17 protein-coding genes are annotated in these 15223 nt (G+C 70.2%); 15 read left to right on the top strand and 2 right to left on the bottom strand.

Annotated elements, in window-relative coordinates; all coding sequences use genetic code 11:
- Positions 1-73 precede the first annotated feature (73 nt).
- Complete coding sequence (locus ACQE3C_RS07225; protein WP_434538508.1) at positions 74-1480, bottom strand: MFS transporter; 1407 nt, start codon at positions 1478-1480, stop codon at positions 74-76.
- A gap of 72 nt (positions 1481-1552) precedes the next feature.
- Between ACQE3C_RS07225 and ACQE3C_RS07220 the strand changes: the two genes are divergently transcribed.
- From ACQE3C_RS07220 to ACQE3C_RS07185, 8 genes are all read left to right on the top strand, one after another.
- A complete protein-coding gene (locus ACQE3C_RS07220; RefSeq protein ID WP_434538507.1) occupies positions 1553-2281 on the top strand; it encodes a histidine phosphatase family protein in 729 nt (242 codons plus the stop codon).
- 56 nt (positions 2282-2337) lie between these two features.
- On the top strand, positions 2338-2955 hold the full coding sequence (locus ACQE3C_RS07215; RefSeq protein ID WP_434538506.1) for a DUF3090 domain-containing protein: 618 nt from the start codon (positions 2338-2340) through the stop codon (positions 2953-2955).
- The gene (locus ACQE3C_RS07210) at positions 2942-3754 is read left to right on the top strand and encodes an SCO1664 family protein (RefSeq protein WP_434538505.1); all 813 of its coding nucleotides are present in this window, start codon (positions 2942-2944) and stop codon (positions 3752-3754) included. Before ACQE3C_RS07215 ends, ACQE3C_RS07210 begins: the two co-directional genes overlap by 14 nt.
- A gap of 103 nt (positions 3755-3857) precedes the next feature.
- The gene (gene mshC / locus ACQE3C_RS07205) at positions 3858-5108 is read left to right on the top strand and encodes a cysteine--1-D-myo-inosityl 2-amino-2-deoxy-alpha-D-glucopyranoside ligase (protein ID WP_434538504.1); all 1251 of its coding nucleotides are present in this window, start codon (positions 3858-3860) and stop codon (positions 5106-5108) included.
- A 17-nt stretch (positions 5109-5125) separates the two neighbouring features.
- Entirely contained in the window at positions 5126-5827 is a 702-nt protein-coding gene (gene pnuC, locus ACQE3C_RS07200) for a nicotinamide riboside transporter PnuC (RefSeq protein ID WP_434538503.1), read from the top strand.
- Between the two features lie 16 nt (positions 5828-5843).
- Entirely contained in the window at positions 5844-6110 is a 267-nt protein-coding gene (locus ACQE3C_RS07195; protein WP_434538502.1) for a phosphoribosyl-ATP diphosphatase, read from the top strand.
- A gap of 7 nt (positions 6111-6117) precedes the next feature.
- Entirely contained in the window at positions 6118-7011 is an 894-nt protein-coding gene (gene hisG, locus ACQE3C_RS07190; protein ID WP_434538501.1) for an ATP phosphoribosyltransferase, read from the top strand.
- Positions 7012-7021: 10 nt separating this feature from the next.
- Positions 7022-7597, top strand: a complete 576-nt coding sequence (locus tag ACQE3C_RS07185) for a PH domain-containing protein (RefSeq protein ID WP_434538500.1) — start codon at positions 7022-7024, stop codon at positions 7595-7597.
- A gap of 3 nt (positions 7598-7600) precedes the next feature.
- Here ACQE3C_RS07185 and ACQE3C_RS07180 read toward each other — a convergent pair whose 3' ends face one another.
- Positions 7601-8137 carry a hypothetical protein gene (locus ACQE3C_RS07180; RefSeq protein WP_434538499.1) on the bottom strand — a complete coding sequence of 179 codons (537 nt, stop codon included), beginning with the start codon at positions 8135-8137 and terminating at the stop codon, positions 7601-7603.
- Positions 8138-8247: 110 nt separating this feature from the next.
- Between ACQE3C_RS07180 and ACQE3C_RS07175 the strand changes: the two genes are divergently transcribed.
- The 7 genes from ACQE3C_RS07175 to pheT all read left to right on the top strand — a co-directional run bounded on the left by ACQE3C_RS07175 (position 8248) and on the right by pheT (position 15167).
- Positions 8248-8802 (top strand): SseB family protein, encoded by a 555-nt coding sequence (locus tag ACQE3C_RS07175; RefSeq protein ID WP_434538498.1) that lies wholly within the window; start codon positions 8248-8250, stop codon positions 8800-8802.
- A gap of 262 nt (positions 8803-9064) precedes the next feature.
- Entirely contained in the window at positions 9065-9802 is a 738-nt protein-coding gene (gene infC, locus ACQE3C_RS07170) for a translation initiation factor IF-3 (RefSeq protein ID WP_434538497.1), read from the top strand.
- Between the two features lie 171 nt (positions 9803-9973).
- Positions 9974-10180 (top strand): 50S ribosomal protein L35, encoded by a 207-nt coding sequence (gene rpmI, locus ACQE3C_RS07165; protein WP_434538496.1) that lies wholly within the window; start codon positions 9974-9976, stop codon positions 10178-10180.
- A 94-nt stretch (positions 10181-10274) separates the two neighbouring features.
- Entirely contained in the window at positions 10275-10643 is a 369-nt protein-coding gene (rplT, locus tag ACQE3C_RS07160; RefSeq protein WP_434538495.1) for a 50S ribosomal protein L20, read from the top strand.
- A gap of 17 nt (positions 10644-10660) precedes the next feature.
- Complete coding sequence (locus tag ACQE3C_RS07155) at positions 10661-11503, top strand: TrmH family RNA methyltransferase (RefSeq protein WP_434538494.1); 843 nt, start codon at positions 10661-10663, stop codon at positions 11501-11503.
- 23 nt (positions 11504-11526) lie between these two features.
- Positions 11527-12639, top strand: coding sequence for a phenylalanine--tRNA ligase subunit alpha (gene pheS, locus ACQE3C_RS07150; protein WP_434538493.1), 1113 nt, complete (start codon positions 11527-11529; stop codon positions 12637-12639).
- Positions 12636-15167, top strand: coding sequence for a phenylalanine--tRNA ligase subunit beta (pheT, locus tag ACQE3C_RS07145; protein WP_434538492.1), 2532 nt, complete (start codon positions 12636-12638; stop codon positions 15165-15167). Before pheS ends, pheT begins: the two co-directional genes overlap by 4 nt.
- The last annotated feature ends 56 nt before the right edge of the window (positions 15168-15223 follow it).

Here is a 15223-nt window from a genome sequence, read left to right as displayed (position 1 = left end):
GTCTGGACGATGGGTCTGCGGTCAGTGCCGCTGCGGGGACAGCGTCTGCGGGGACAGCGGCTCTTCGGAAAGCCTAGTGCTGTTGCTGCGGCTCGGGCCGGTGGAACGGCCCGGCAGGCGGGTTCGGGGTCACCCCGGGCAGGATCCTCAGGATCCACACCCCGGCGGCCAGGCACAGGCTGCCCAGCACGCCCCCGGCCAGGGCGATCGGCGCCACCAGGCTGACCAGGGAGACCAGCAGCGGCCCCGCCAGCGGGCCCACCCCGGTCATCGTCATCCAGCGGGCCAGGTGGCGGGCGCGGTCCTGCTCGGGGGTCAGGTCCAGGCCCAGGGTCATCACGATCCCGGCCCCCAACCCGTTGCCCAGCGCCAGCAGCAGCGCCACCCCGCCCACGGTCACCAACGCCATCGTGGGGGAGGACTCACCCACCGTCACCGCCAATACCGCCAGCACCACGTAACCCACACCCAGCGTCAGCAGGCAGGGCACCAGCACCGCGGTGCGACCGAACTTGTCCATGTAGGAGCCGGCGGGCAGGAACAGCAGGATCTCCACCGCGGCCGCGACCGCGAAGACCAGCGAAATGGTCTCAGCGCCCAGCCCCAACCCGGCCCCGACCAGCGGCAGCAGCGTGGGCCGCACCACCCGCGCCATCTGCAGGGGAGCGGTGCCCATCGCCACCTTGGCCATGGTCACCACCCGCGGGTCACGCCACCAGGCCCCGTCCAACCCCGCCGCAACCCCCGGCTGGTCCCCGGTCCCGCCGGATGCCTCGTCCGGGGCGGGACCGGCCTGGGCCCGCGGCACCAGGAACACGGTCACCAGCAGCGTGGCGAGCGTCATCAGCCCGGCCGACAGCAGGAACACCGCGGCCATGCCCGACGCGGCGGCGGCCACGGCGCCCAGGGCGGGGCCGATCACCTGCCCGATCCGCATCATGCCGCCGAAGCTCGACATCGCCCGGGCCCGCAGCCGGGGGTGCACCGCAGACCCGACATAGGACTGCCGTCCCAGGATCCACACCTGCTGGCCGACGCCGACCCCGATCAACGCTGCCACCAGCCCGTAGCGGTGGGCGGATCCGGCGCCGTTCGCCTCACTGTGGCCGACGATCAACCAGCCTCCCAGCAGCGCGCACGTGACCAGCACGCCGGTGATCACCATGGCGACCCGTTCACCCAGCCAGGCGATCACCCGCCCGGCCGGCACCGGTCCGAGCACCCCCAGCACCCCGGTGATCAAACCGAGCGCTGCCGCCGCGGCGACCCCGAAACCGAGGTCGAGCGCGATCAGCGGCAACACCGGCGCCAGCGCGGTGAACCCGGAGGCCTGCGACAGGGTGGGCAGGTACACCGGCAACCCGAGCTGGCGCACCAGGGCACCGAAGCTCTCAACGGGTTCGGCGGCGCGGCTCACCGGGAGCAGGCACAGGACGAGGGCATGGTGGCCATCCTGCCCCAGAGCCCAATGCCCTGTCATCGCCCCGACCCCTCATCGCCCTCGTCCGTCGTCGACCGGACCTGTCGATCACCCGTGACATAGCCTGAACCGGTGAGCATCCTGATCGCCATCCGTCACGGCCGCAGCACCTCCAACTCCGCCGGCACCCTCGCCGGCCGCACGCCGGGGGTCGAACTGGACGACACCGGGGTCGAGCAGGCCCGCGCCCTGGGTCGGCGGCTGGCCGGTGTGCCGGTCACCCGCGCCATCACCTCACCCCTGGAGCGGTGCCTGCAGACCACCCGGCTGGTGCTTGAGTCCGCCGGGCTGGACCTCACCCCCGAGGTCGACGAACGGGTCATCGAGACCGACTACGGACAGTGGTCGGGCAAGCTGCTGAAGGACCTCGCCGACGAGCCGCTGTGGGTCACCGTGCAGGGCTCACCCGACCGGGCCCGCTTCCCCGGCGGGGAGGCGATGGCCGACGTCCGGACCCGCGTGGTCGATGCCGTCCTCGACTGGAACTCCCGGCTCGGCGACCACGACGTGTGGCTGCTGACCAGCCACGGCGACCCGTTGGCGGCCCTGCTGAACTGGGCCTGCGGCGCCGACTTCCGCCACGTCCAACGACTGGGCGTCGAACCAGCCTCGGCAAGCGTCATCCTCTTGCCCGGCGCGCAGCCATCCCCGGACGACACCAAGCCATCGCCCAAGCAACCCCGCATCCTCACCATGAACTCCGTGGAAGGAGCCCTCACCCGGTGGACCACCTTACCGGAGCGCCAACCCGTGGTGGGCGGCGCCGCCGGACCGGGCCAGGGGACCGAGCCACAGGACTGAGGCGCTGGGCGGCGCCGCTGGACCGGGCTGCTGGACCGAGCCGTTAGTCTGGGGCCATGGCCCGCGTGACCCATCGCTTCAGTTTCCCCGACCGGTTCGTCGCCGGGACGATCGGGACGCCCGGACAGCGCACCTTCTACCTGCAGGCCCGCTCGGCCAGCCGCCTGGTCAGCGTCGTCTGCGAGAAGCAGCAGGTCTCGATCCTGGCCGACCACCTCGAACGCATCCTCGACGAGCTGACCAAGCTGGGTGCCGACGCGATCCCCGGCCCGGTCTCCCGCGCCGACGACCTCGGCCCGCTGGACCAGCCGCTGGACGAGGAGTTCCGGGTCGGCACCATGACCCTGGCCTGGGACACCGCCCAGGAATGCATCGCCATCGAACTTTTCAGCGTTGTCGACATGGACGCCGACGACGAGTCCGACGCGGTCGAACAGACGGTCGAGAACGCCGAGATCTCCATGCACGTGCGGCTCACCCCCGCCGATGCCCGGCAGTTCATCAGCCGCGCCCGCGCCCTGATCGTCTCGGGCCGACCCGAGTGCCCCTTCTGCGAACAGCCCATCAACCCCGAGGGGCACCTGTGTCCCCGCGCCAACGGGTACCGGGCCCCCTTGTTCGATGACCCCGACGACGATGACCCCGACGACGATGACTCCGATGGGTTCGAATGAGCCCGGCCCACCGGCCGGCGAACTGACGCTTGTCGGGCGGCTCGTCCAGGCCAGCAACGCCACCTTCCTGGCCGAGGACCAGGACGGTGCCCGGTTCATCTACAAGCCCGTCGCCGGGGAACGGCCCCTGTGGGACTTCCCCGACAACACACTGGGACGCCGCGAGGTCGCGGCCTGGGAACTGTCGCGGGCCGCGGGCTTCGACGTCGTCCCCCCGACCTGGTTCCTGGAGGGCCCCTACGGCCCCGGGTCGGTGCAGGCCTGGATCGAGGGGTCCCAGACCGACCTGGTCGACCTGGTCGCACGCCACGACATCCCGGACGACTGGTTCGGCATCGTCGTGGGCCTCGACCAGGAGGAACGCGAGGTCGTCCTGGTGCATGCCGACGCTGCGCCCCTGCGACGGATGGCCATCTTCGACGTCATCGCCAACAACGCCGACCGCAAGGGCGCCCACATCATCCACGCCCAGCCCGGGGCCGACGAGGACGAGGCCGACGAGACCGAGGGGGCCGAGCCGGGTGTGGCGTCCGGGCTCGTCCTCGGGGTCGATCACGGCCTCACCTTCCACATCGAGAACAAGCTGCGGACCGTGCTGTGGGGCTGGTCGGGCGACGATCTGGACACCGACGAACTCGCCCTGGTGTCGGCCGCGATCGAATCGGTCGAGGTGTTGGACGAATGGCTCGACCCCGCTGAGGTCGTCGCCACCAGGCTGCGCGCCATGGCCCTGCTCGAGGCCGGCCAGTTCCCCTCGCCGGGGGACCGGTGGCCGGTGATCCCCTGGCCGCCGCTGTGACCCGGGCCACCCACCAGCACGTCCCAGTACCGCAGGTCGTCGTGGTCTCAACAATCGTCGGCAGGTGGGCAGTGTTCCCGGTCGGGCGGCTAGCCTGAACCCCATGCACTCGTGGCCCCACCCCACCGTTCCCCGGCTTGATGTCGAGACCCCCGAGGCACCCACCCGGTTGCGCGTGTACGACTCGGCCACCGGGGCCCTGGTCGAGACCGGCCCGGACCACGGCACGGCGCGGATGTACGTCTGCGGGATCACCCCCTACGATGCGACCCACCTGGGCCACGCCAACACCTACCTCAGCTTCGACCTGGTCAACCGGGTCTGGCGTGACCTCGGGCTGGAGGTCAACTACGTCCAGAACATCACCGACGTCGACGACCCGCTGCTGGAACGGGCTGAACGCGACGGCGTCGACTGGCGTGACCTGGCCCGGTCGCAGACCGACCTGTTCCGCGACGACATGACCAACCTGCGGGTGCTGCCGCCGGCCCACTACGTGGGGGCCACCGAGACGATCGACCTGGTCGTCAACCTGATCGAACCGCTGGTCGCGGCGGGCAAGGTCTACCAGCTCGACGACGAGCAGTACCCGGACTGGTACTTCGACGTGTCCAGCGACGACACCTTCATGGCGGTCTCGGGACTCGACGAGCAGGCGGCCCTGGCCCGGTTCGTCGAGTTCGGCGGGGACCCCGAGCGCCCGGGCAAGCGCAACCCGATGGACTGCCTGGTCTGGATGCAGGCCCGCCCCGGTGAGCCGAGCTGGGAGTCGTCCCTGGGCACCGGACGACCCGGCTGGCACATCGAGTGCACCGCCATCGCGCTGCAGCACCTGGGTGAGTCCTTCGACGTGCAGGGCGGGGGAGCCGACCTCGTCTTCCCCCACCACGAGATATGCGCCACCCAGGCCCACGCCGCCACCGGCGCCCCCTTCGCCAGGACCTACCTGCACTCCGGGCTGGTCGGCCTCCACGGCGAGAAGATGAGCAAGTCCAAGGGCAACCTCGAACTGGTGTCGCGGCTGGTCGGCGAGCAGGGTGCCGACCCGATGGCCGTGCGCCTGGCCATGCTCACCCACCACTGGCGCGAGAACTGGGAGTGGACCCCCGACCAGCTCGATGCCGCCACCGAACGCCTGGCCCGCTGGCGCGAAGCCGCCGGACTGGCCCAGACCCTGGATGTGGCCGCCCTGGTCAGTGAGGTGCGCACCCACCTGCGCACCGACCTGGACGCGCCGGCCGCGATCGCCGCGATCGATGCCTGGGCCGGTGCCAGCCTGAACATCGAGGGTGACGACGACGGCGCGGGGCAGTTCGTCGACCTGGTCGACGCGTTGCTGGGCGTCCAGCTGTGACCCGCTGAGGCAGGGCCATGCTCGACCTGCTGACCCGCCTGCTGAATGCTCAGCTCGACCTCGGTTTCGGGGCGCCGGTGCTGTGGCGTGAAATCATCGGCAACGGCTTCGGCCTGGCCTCGGCGCTGCTCGGCGCCCGACGTCGGGTCTGGGCCTGGCCCATCGGCATCGCCGGCAACATCATCCTGTTCACCGTCTTCCTGGGTGGGGTGTTCAACACACCCCAGAACCTCGACCTGTGGGGCCAGGCCGGGCGGCAGGTCTTCTTCCTGGTCACCAGCGTCTACGGCTGGGTGTTGTGGGCCCGCTACCGCCACACCCACCGCGACCAGGGCGGGGTCGCCGTCGAACCCCGCTGGGCCGGCGCCCGGGGCCGCCTGCAGTTGCTGGCCATGGCCGTGGTCGGTTTCGTCGTGTTCTACCTGGCCCTGGACGCCCTGGGCTCCTGGGGCCCGGCGGCCGATGCCTGGATCCTGACCGGGTCAATCCTGGCCACCTACGGCATGGCCCGCGGCTGGACCGAGTTCTGGCTGATCTGGTTGGCCGTCGACCTCGTCGGTGTGCCGCTGCTGCTGGTGGCCGGTTTCTACCCCTCGGCGATCATGTACGCCATCTACGGCGCCTTCGTCATCTGGGGTTTCACCCAGTGGGTCAAGGTGCAACGCGGCGCCGCGGCGTCGTCCGTGGCGGTGGCCGGTGGGGTCGACCCCCGCCCGTGACGGGTAGGGTGGCCCGGTGAGCAAGTCGTTCGAAGAGCTCTTCGCCCAACTGACGCAGACCGCCCGTGACCGCCCCGAGGGGTCGGGAACCGTGGCGCGACTCGATGCCGGCGTCCATGCCATCGGCAAGAAGATCGTAGAAGAGGCCGCCGAGGTGTGGATGGCCAGCGAGCACGAGTCCAAGGAAGCTGCCGCCGAAGAGATCAGCCAGCTGCTGTACCACCTGCAGGTGATGATGCTGGCCCTCGACCTCGACCTTGACGACGTCTACCGCTACCTGTGAGAGAGCAATGACCCAGACCCCCACCGCGTCCACCACCCCCAATGGTGGGCCGATCAAGATTGCCGTGCCCAACAAGGGTGCCCTGAGCGAGGCTGCCGCCGTCATGCTGCGCGAGGCCGGCTACCGGCAGCGCACCGACCCCAAGGAACTCGTCCTGACCGACGAGGCCAACGGGGTCGAGTTCTACTACCTGCGGCCCCGCGACATCGCGGTCTACGTCGGGGAGGGCACCCTGCACCTGGGCATCACCGGGCGTGACATGCTGATCGACTCGCACACCAGCGCCGTCGAGGTCACCGCACTGGGCTTCGGACGCAGCCGTTTCCGCTTCGCCGCCCCCGCCGACGGTGGGATCAACGAGATCGAGCACCTTCACGGGCGCCGCATCGCCACCTCCTACCCCGGACTGGTCGAGCAGTACCTGGCCGGCAAGAACCTGTCGGCCCGGCTGATCCCGCTGGACGGTGCGGTCGAGTCGGCGATCCGGCTCGGTGTGGCCGATGCCATCGCCGACGTCGTCGAAACCGGCTCCACCCTGCGCAAGGCCGGCCTGGCCGTCTTCGGTGAGGCCATCTGCGAGTCCGAGGCGATCGTCATCCGCCACCACGACCTGTCGCTGGACAATGCCTCGGTGCAGCAACTGCTGCGCCGCCTCGACGGGGTCCTGGTGGCCCGCAGCTACGTGATGGTCGACTACAACGTCGCCCAGGCCGACCTCGAGGCCGCCTGCGAACTGACCCCCGGACTGTCCGGTCCCACCGTCTCGCAGCTGGCCAAGGAGGGCTGGGTGGCGGTCCGCTCCCTGGTGCCCCGGGCCGACAGCCAGCGCCTGCTGGACGACCTCTACCAGGTCGGTGCCCGCGGCATCCTGCTGACCGACCTGGCCGCCTGCCGCCTGTGAGGTGGTGACCATGGACCAGCAGCACCCCAAGCCCCATGAGGGCGCCGTCCCGGAATCGCTGTTGCCGGAGTTCGAGGAACGCGCCCGCAAGCAGCCACCCCTGCCGCAGGTCGAACCCCTGCAACCCGGTGAGCGCAAGGTCTACCGCTCAGCCCCGGTGCTGCGGATGGCGACCATGCTCAGCATCAGCCTGGCGGTGTGCTTCCTGGGCCTGTGGTTCCTGCTGGAACGAGAGATCCGCCAGATGTTCACCTGGCCGCAGATCGGCACCCTGCTGTTCTTCCTGGTGTTCATGATTGCGTTCATGATGGGCACCGCACTGTCCCACCTGACCCTGACCAGCGAGGGCGCCCGGCTGCGCAACGGGGTGGTCAGCAAGTTCCACCCCTGGGACGAAATCATCGACGCCACCTACGGCCCCGGTGACACCTGGGCCTACCTGCAGCTCGTCCCCGGGCCGGACGACCAGGAACGCCGCAGCCGCATGGTGCTCGGCATCCAGCGCCAGGAGGGTCCGGCCGCCGCGGAGCGGGTGCGTGAGGTGCGCGCCTACATCCTGGCCCACCACGCGGTAGCCGAGGCCTGAGGCCTACTCGATCCCACGCTTCTTCAGCAGCGCCTCGATCTCGGCGTCCTCACTGGACAGGCCGCCGCCCTTGGCGGTGCCGGTCGGCTGCTGGGGACGTGTGCGGGCAGGTTCCTGGGCAGCCGGACGACTCGGGGACCCGGCCCCGACGGCACGCTGTTCCTGGGCGGCCTGTGCCTGCAACAGCTGCTGCTTGGCCTGCTTGCGGGCGACGCGACGCTCCTTCGAATCGGCGCGGGTCACCGGCTTGACCGCGGCCGAGGACAGGAAGACCAGCACACCGAGCCCGCCGACCACCAGGCCGGCGATCGCCATCGAGTCGAGGGTGCCGTCGGCGAAGAACCGGTAGATCGCCTGGGCGCCGTCCACCAGCAGTTCCATCACGCCGAGCAGCCACAGGCCCACCGGCAGCAGCACCAGTCCGATGCCCTGCAGCAGGTGGCGGGTGCCGCGCATCCGCTGCACGCCCAGCATCGTCCAGCCGAGGGCGGCGAGGCTGAGCACAACTGTGACAATGATCGCGATCGTGGAGTTGTCCATGGGCCCAAGCCTTCCACATCCACCCCGCATTTCCTCGCGACTTCCCGAGGTCTTCGGCCCTGAACTGCCCCCCGAATCCGCCCCGCGGCCGGACCGCTAACCTTTGCCGCATGGCCCACGACGATGCCCACCCCGCCGCCCTGCCCGAGCACCTGCTCGGCTCCGGGCGCACCCTCGCCCAACCGAATGCCCGGTGGCTGGGGGACACCGGTGAGGCCGACCCGGCGGTCCGGGCAGCGCTGGCCCGGGCCGAGGTGCCCGACCCGCGCACCGGCTACCTGCGTGCCGTCGTGGCACTCGGTGGGGCCAGGCTGCTGATGCCGATTGCCGCCAGCGGGGATGAGACGATGGACGGCCCCGACCCCGACCGGCACGCCGAGCTGGCGGCGGTCAGTGTGCGCAACGCCGCCGGTGAGGAGGCGCTGCTCGCGTTCACCGGGCTGGACTCCATGAACGCCTGGCAGAGCGGTGCCCGGCCGGTGCCTGGGGACCTGTCCGAGGTGGCGGCCACCGCCGCCGAGACCGGTTGCCAGCTGCTGCTCGTCGACGCCGCCGGGCCGGCGCCGCTGCTGGTCGGCGCCGACCTGGTCTCGGAACTTGCCCAGGGCCGACGCCTGGTCGAACTGGACGACGGGGGCTTCGGCTGGATGTTCGCCCAGGAATGATGCTCACCCGCGATTTCACGGCCACGGGGGTCGTCGGGTAATGTGGGTGACCGTGACCGGGCAATCTGCCTCGTCCAGCCAAGTGGAGGCCTGACCTCCCACCTGATCGGGTCAACTCGACGGGTCGGTACCGCACCACCCCCGTGGTGGTGGGCAACCATGTTCACCCATGGTTGCGTGCTCGCATCGTCGAGCAGGTGTGTCAGGCCTTCGCGTCCCCGCGAGGGCCTTTGTGTTTGAGTGACCTTGGGTTCAGGGGAGAGTGCTGGGCGGCAGGGGGCCGGCACACAGCACTGATTTCAACCTTGGAGGCACCATCAGCACCGAACCGCGCATCAACGACCGGATTCGAGTTCCCGAAGTTCGACTGGTCGGCCCCGCCGGCGAACAGGTCGGCATCGTCAGGATCGAGCAGGCGCTGCAGCTTGCCCGGGAGCATGACCTGGATCTGGTCGAGGTCGCTGCCGAGGCGCGTCCGCCGGTTGCCAAGCTCATGGACTACGGCAAGTTCAAGTACGAGAACGCGCAGAAGGCCCGTGAGTCACGCCGAAACCAGACGAACACCATCATCAAGGAGATGAAGCTTCGTCCCAAGATCGACCAGCACGACTACGACACCAAGAAGGGTCACGTCGTGCGCTTCCTCAAGGGCGGCGACAAGGTCAAGATCACCATCATGTTCCGCGGACGCGAGCAGTCGCGCCCCGAACTGGGTGTCAACCTGCTCAACAAGCTCGCCGAGGACGTGGTCGAGTTCGGTTTCGTCGAGTCGGCTCCCAAGCTGGACGGCCGCAACATGCTGATGGTTCTGGCGCCCGTGCGCAAGAAGACCGAGGCCAGCAAGGACCTCGCCGCCGAGCGTGACCGCCGGATCGCTGAGCGGGCCGCCAACCAGGAGGCCGACCGGGCAGCGGAGGCCAAGCTACGCGCAGAGCACCAGCCCTCGACCAAGAAGAAGAAGGGGCCGGCCGACAACATGGACCCCGACATCGACCTGTGAGCCCCTGACCCGCGGGCGACACCGCCCCGGGTCACCAGTTCCCCAGGCCACCCGGCACACCTGCCGGTGACCTACCGGGCCTCCCAGCGGCCCACCCGCTCCGCTCGCGGAGCACCACCATGCACCACATGACTCCGTGCCGCGGAGCCACGAAATGACAGGAGCGGCAACATGCCGAAGATGAAGACCCACTCGGGTGCCAAGAAGCGGTTCCGCGTGACCGCCTCGGGCAAGGTCATGCGCCGCCAGGCTGGCCGCAAGCACCTGCTGGAGAACAAGACCTCGACCCGCACCCGTCGCCTTGCCGGTGACGCCGCCCTCGAGAAGGGTGACGCGCAGAAGGTCATGAAGCTGCTCGGGAACTACAAGACCCGCTGATCTTCCGGCGGTGCCTGCAGGGCCCGCAGCCAGCCCCGCTGGCACCCACCCCCATACCTGACCCGTCCGGGTCGCCAGAACAAGGAGATACACCATGGCACGCGTCAAGCGTTCTGTGAATGCCCACAAGAAGCGCCGCGAGGTCCTCGAGCAGGCGGCGGGCTACCGCGGCCAGCGTTCGCGCCTGTACCGCAAGGCCAAGGAGCAGGTCCTCCACTCGATGACCTACTCCTACCGTGACCGTCGTGCCAAGAAGGGTGATTTCCGCGCCCTGTGGATCCAGCGCATCAACGCTGCCGCTCGCGCCGAGGGCATGACCTACAACAGGTTCATCAACGGCCTGAAGAACGCCGGGGTCGAGGTCGACCGCAAGATCCTGGCTGACCTGGCCGTCAGCGACCCGGCGACCTTTGCCGCGCTCGTCCAGACCGCGAAGGACAACCAGACTGCAGCTGCGGCCTGAGCCGCGCAGTCGCCACAGTGGACATGACCGGGCCGACCGACACTGGTACTGCGGACCTCGAGCCGATTCCGCGTACCCAGTTGCGGTCGGCCCGTCGTCTGCTGCAACGCCGTGGGCGTGAGGAGTCGGGCAGGTTCCTCGTCGAGGGGGTCCAGGCCGTGCGGGAGGCCCTGCTGCACGGCGAGGTCGGGGCACTGATCACCACCGACCCGACCCGCCACGCCGAGCTTCTTGACATCGGCCGGCCCGCCGAGGTCTGGCGCGCCGACGACGAGGACGCCGCCCAGCTCAGTGACACCGTCACCAGCCAGGGCGTCTTCGCGGTGGCCCGCCAGGTGCAGTCCACCTGGGCGGACGTGGTCTCACCCAAGCTGGTGGTGATCTGCGCCCAGGTGCGTGACCCCGGCAATGCCGGCACCGTCATCCGCTGCGCCGACGCCTTCGGGGCCGACGCGGTGGTGCTCACCAAGGGCTCGGTGGAACTCCACAACCCGAAGACGGTCCGCTCGAGCGTCGGCAGCATCTTCCACGTCCCCGTGGTCACCGGCGTCGACCTGGCCGAGGCCGTCGACCAGCTGCGCGGCCAGGGCCTGCAGGTGCTGGCCGCCGATGGCGGGGGAGCGAGCCTCGACGAGATGGCCAAACTCGACCAACTGTCTCGTCCGACCGCCTGGATCATGGGCAACGAGGCGTGGGGGCTTCCGGAGCTGGAACGCTCCCTGGCAGACCGCGTCGTCGGTGTGCCCATGTGGGGCCAGGCCGAGTCCTTGAACCTGTCGACCGCCGCGGCCGTGTGCCTGTACGCCACGGCCAGCGCCCAGCGCGGGCCCAACCCCGCCGGGCCGGAATACAGAATCTGAAGACCTGAAAAGAGGGAAAGTCCATGAGCGGGCCGAACACCAACTTTGACCCGGTGCAGGTGACGCCACTGAACGCCGACCAGGTCGAGGCGATGCTCGCCGAGGCGCTGGCCGCGATCGAGGCGGCCGGCAACACCACCGACCTGAAGCAGGCCCGGATCGCCCACGCGGGGGACCGTTCCCCGATCGCCCTGGCCAACCGTGAGATCGGTGCCCTGCCGCCGCAGGCCCGCAAGGAGGCCGGCCAGCGCGTCGGTCGTGCCCGCGGCGAGATCAACGCCGCCATCGCCCGGCGCGAGGCCGAGCTGAAGGCCGCCGAGCTGGAATCACAGCTGGCCGCCGAAGCCGTCGACGTGACCGTGCCGGTCGCCACCGCCCCGGTCGGCGCACCGCACCCGGTGACCGCGCTGATGGACAAGATGTCCGAGGTGTTCCTCGCCCTGGGCTGGGAGGTCGTCGAAGGCCCCGAGCTGGAATCGGAGTGGTTCAACTTCGACGCCCTGAACCTGGGCCCCGACCACCCGGCGCGCGCCCTGCAGGACACCCTGTGGATCGACCCCGTCGCCGACGGCAAGTGCCTGCGTACCTCGACCTCACCGACCCAGCTGCACACCATGCTGGAACGCCGTGAGCCCCCGATCCACGTGGTGAGCCCCGGCAAGGTCTTCCGCGCCGACGAGTACGACGCCACCCACCTGCCGGTCTTCCACCAGATCGAGGGCCTGTGCATCGACAAGGGCATCGGCATGGCCCACCTGCGCGGCACTCTCGACCACTTCGCGCGCGCCCTGTTCGGCGATGTGCGCACCCGGTTGCGCCCGCACTACTTCCCGTTCACCGAACCCAGCGCCGAGGTCGACCTCGAATGCTTCGTCTGCCACGGTGAGTCGGTCGGCAACCCCGCCCGTCCCTGCCGCACCTGCCGCTCCGAAGGATGGATCGAATGGGGTGGCTGCGGCGTGGTCAACCCCCGCGTCCTCGTCGCCGCCGGGATCGACCCGGAAGTCTACTCCGGGTTCGCCTTCGGCATGGGCGTCGAGCGCTCCGTGATGAACCGCAACTCCGCCACCGACCTGCGTGACTTCGTCGAGGGCGACATCCGCTTCAGCCGTTCCCTGCTCGGAGGTGCCCGATGAAGGTTCCCGTTTCCTGGTTGCGTGACCTGGTCGCCCTGCCCGAGGAGGTCACGACCACCCAGGTCGCCGACCGCCTCACCGAGGTCGGGGTCACCGTCGAGAAGATCGTCACCCTGGGCGCTGAGGTCAGTGGACCCGTGGTGATCGGCAGGGTGCTGTCGAAGCAGGCCGAGCCACAGAAGAACGGCAAGACCATCAACTGGTGCCGCGTCGACGTCGGCCCCGACTTCGTCGCCGAGCAGGACCCACGCAACGAGGTCGAGGGCGAAACCGGACGAGGCGTCATCTGCGGGGCCGACAACTTCGAGGCCGGCGACCTGGTCGTGGTCGCCCTGCCCGGCGCCACCCTGCCCGGCGACTTCCAGATCGCCGCCCGCAAGACCTACGGCCACATCTCCGACGGCATGATCTGCGCCGAGGACGAACTGGGCCTGGGTGAGGACCACTCCGGGATCATGGTCATCGACCCCACCACCCCCGGCGCGGTCCCCGGCGCCGACGCCATGGAGGTGCTGCAGGCCCGCGCCGAGGTGCTCGAGACGGAGATCACCACCGACATCGGCTACTGCCTGTCGCTGCGCGGCATCGCCCGTGAGACCGCGCAGGCCTTCGACGTGCGCTTCGTCGACCCCTACAAGCCGGCCCCCGAACCCGTCGAGCCCGTGGAGGGCGGCTACCCCGTGGTCGTCCAGGACCCGGCCTGCGGCCTGTTCGTCACCCGGACGATCACCGGCCTCGACGCCACCGCACCCACCCCCGACTGGATGGCCAAGCGCCTCACCCAGGCCGGCATGCGCCCCATCTCGGTGGTCGTCGACGTCACCAACTACGTCATGCTCGAGTCCGGCCAGCCCCTGCACGCCTACGACGGTGACAAGCTCAGCGGCCCCATCGTCGTCCGCAAGGCCACCGAGGGCGAAACCCTGGTCACCCTTGACGGCGTGAACCGCGCCCTGGCTGCCGACGACCTGCTGATCACCGACGACTCGGGGATCATCGGCCTGGCCGGCGTCATGGGTGGCGAGCACACCGGGGTGTCTGACCAGACCACCACCGTCGTGCTGGAGGCCGCCCACTTCGACGCGGCCACGATCGGACGAGCCTTCCGCCGCCACCGCCTGCCCTCGGAGGCGTCCAAACGTTACGACCGTGGCGTCGACACCGCTCTGGCTGTCGCCGCCGGCAAGCGTGCCGCCGACCTGCTCGCCCAGTACGCCGGTGGCGCCGTCGCCGAACAGGTCACCATCACCGGCGGTGTGCCCCCGATGCCGCGCCAGGTGCTGGCCGCCGACCTGCCCGGCCGGGTCATGGGCTTCCCGATCAGCCGTGAGCAGGTGATCAAGGTCCTGGAGACCTCCGGTGTCCACGTGACCGCCATCGGCGACAGCCTGACCGTGGTGCCGCCGACGTGGCGCCCCGACCTGGTCGATGCCTACGACTATGTCGAAGAGGTCGGCACCAAGCTCGGCTACGCCAACATCCCGTCGGTCAGCCCCCCGCTGGGCGCCGGTCGGGGGCTGGACGCCCGCCTGCGGGGACGCCGCGACGCGCTCGCCGCCGCGGTGGCAGCCGGTTTCGTCGAACAGATCACTCTGCCGTTCCTCGGCGCCGACCAGCTCGAAGCGCTGGGCCTGCCCGAGGGTGACCCGCGCCGCGACGCCGTCAAGCTCGCCAACCCGCTCGACGAAACCCACGGCTACCTGCGGACCACCCTGCTGCCGGGCCTGTTCGCCGCCGTGACCAGGAACACCAGCCGCAGCAATGACGACCTGGCCCTGTTCGAGTGCGGCCGTGTTTTCCGCGGTGCCGATCGTCCGGCGGCGCCTACCGTGACGGTGGCCCAGCGCCCGAGCGACGAGGAACTGCAGGCGCTGGCCGACTCCCTGCCCGACCAGCCCCGACTGCTGGCCGCCGTGGTCACCGGTGAGTGGCATGCGCCGGCTTGGAACGGTGAGCGGCTCGCTCCCGGCCCGAAGGCCGGCTGGGCCCAGGTCGTCGACCTGGCCGACCGGGTCGCGGCCGCCGTGGGCATTCGCCTGCAGCGGCGCAGCGCCCAGGCGGCGTCCTGGCACCCCGGACGATGCGCCGAGCTCCTGGTCGACGGCGTGGTGATCGGTGTCGCCGGTGAACTGCACCCGAGCGTGGTCGAGGCCTTCGACCTGCCGGAGCGCACCGCCGCCCTGGAGCTCGACCTGGACCGCCTGCTCGATGCCGTGCCCGGGCCGGGGACGATCGCCCCGCTCAGCCCGTTCCCGCTCGCCAAGGAGGACGTCGCCCTGGTGGTCGACGCCGAGGTGGCCGCCGGTGACGTGCAGCAGGCGCTGGCCGAAGGTGCTGGCGAGCTGCTCGAGCAGATCCACCTGTTCGACGTCTACACTGGCCCGCAGGTCGGCCAGGGCAAGAAGTCGCTGGCGTTCGCGCTGCGGTTCCGCGGTGCCACGACCCTCACCGATGCCGAGGCCGCGGCCGCGCGGGACGCGGCGGTGGCCGTGGCGTCCGAGCGGTTCGGCGCGGTGCTTCGCTCCTGACCCCGGGGACTGTGCCCGGCGCACGGCCACGGACCGTCCGAGGATTCGAATAACCA

Source organism: Aestuariimicrobium sp. Y1814 (genome assembly GCF_050113895.1).
Taxonomy (GTDB): domain Bacteria; phylum Actinomycetota; class Actinomycetes; order Propionibacteriales; family Propionibacteriaceae; genus Aestuariimicrobium.
The sequence above is the reverse complement of the archived record's forward strand: the minus strand, read 5'-3'. Positions and strand labels throughout refer to the sequence as shown.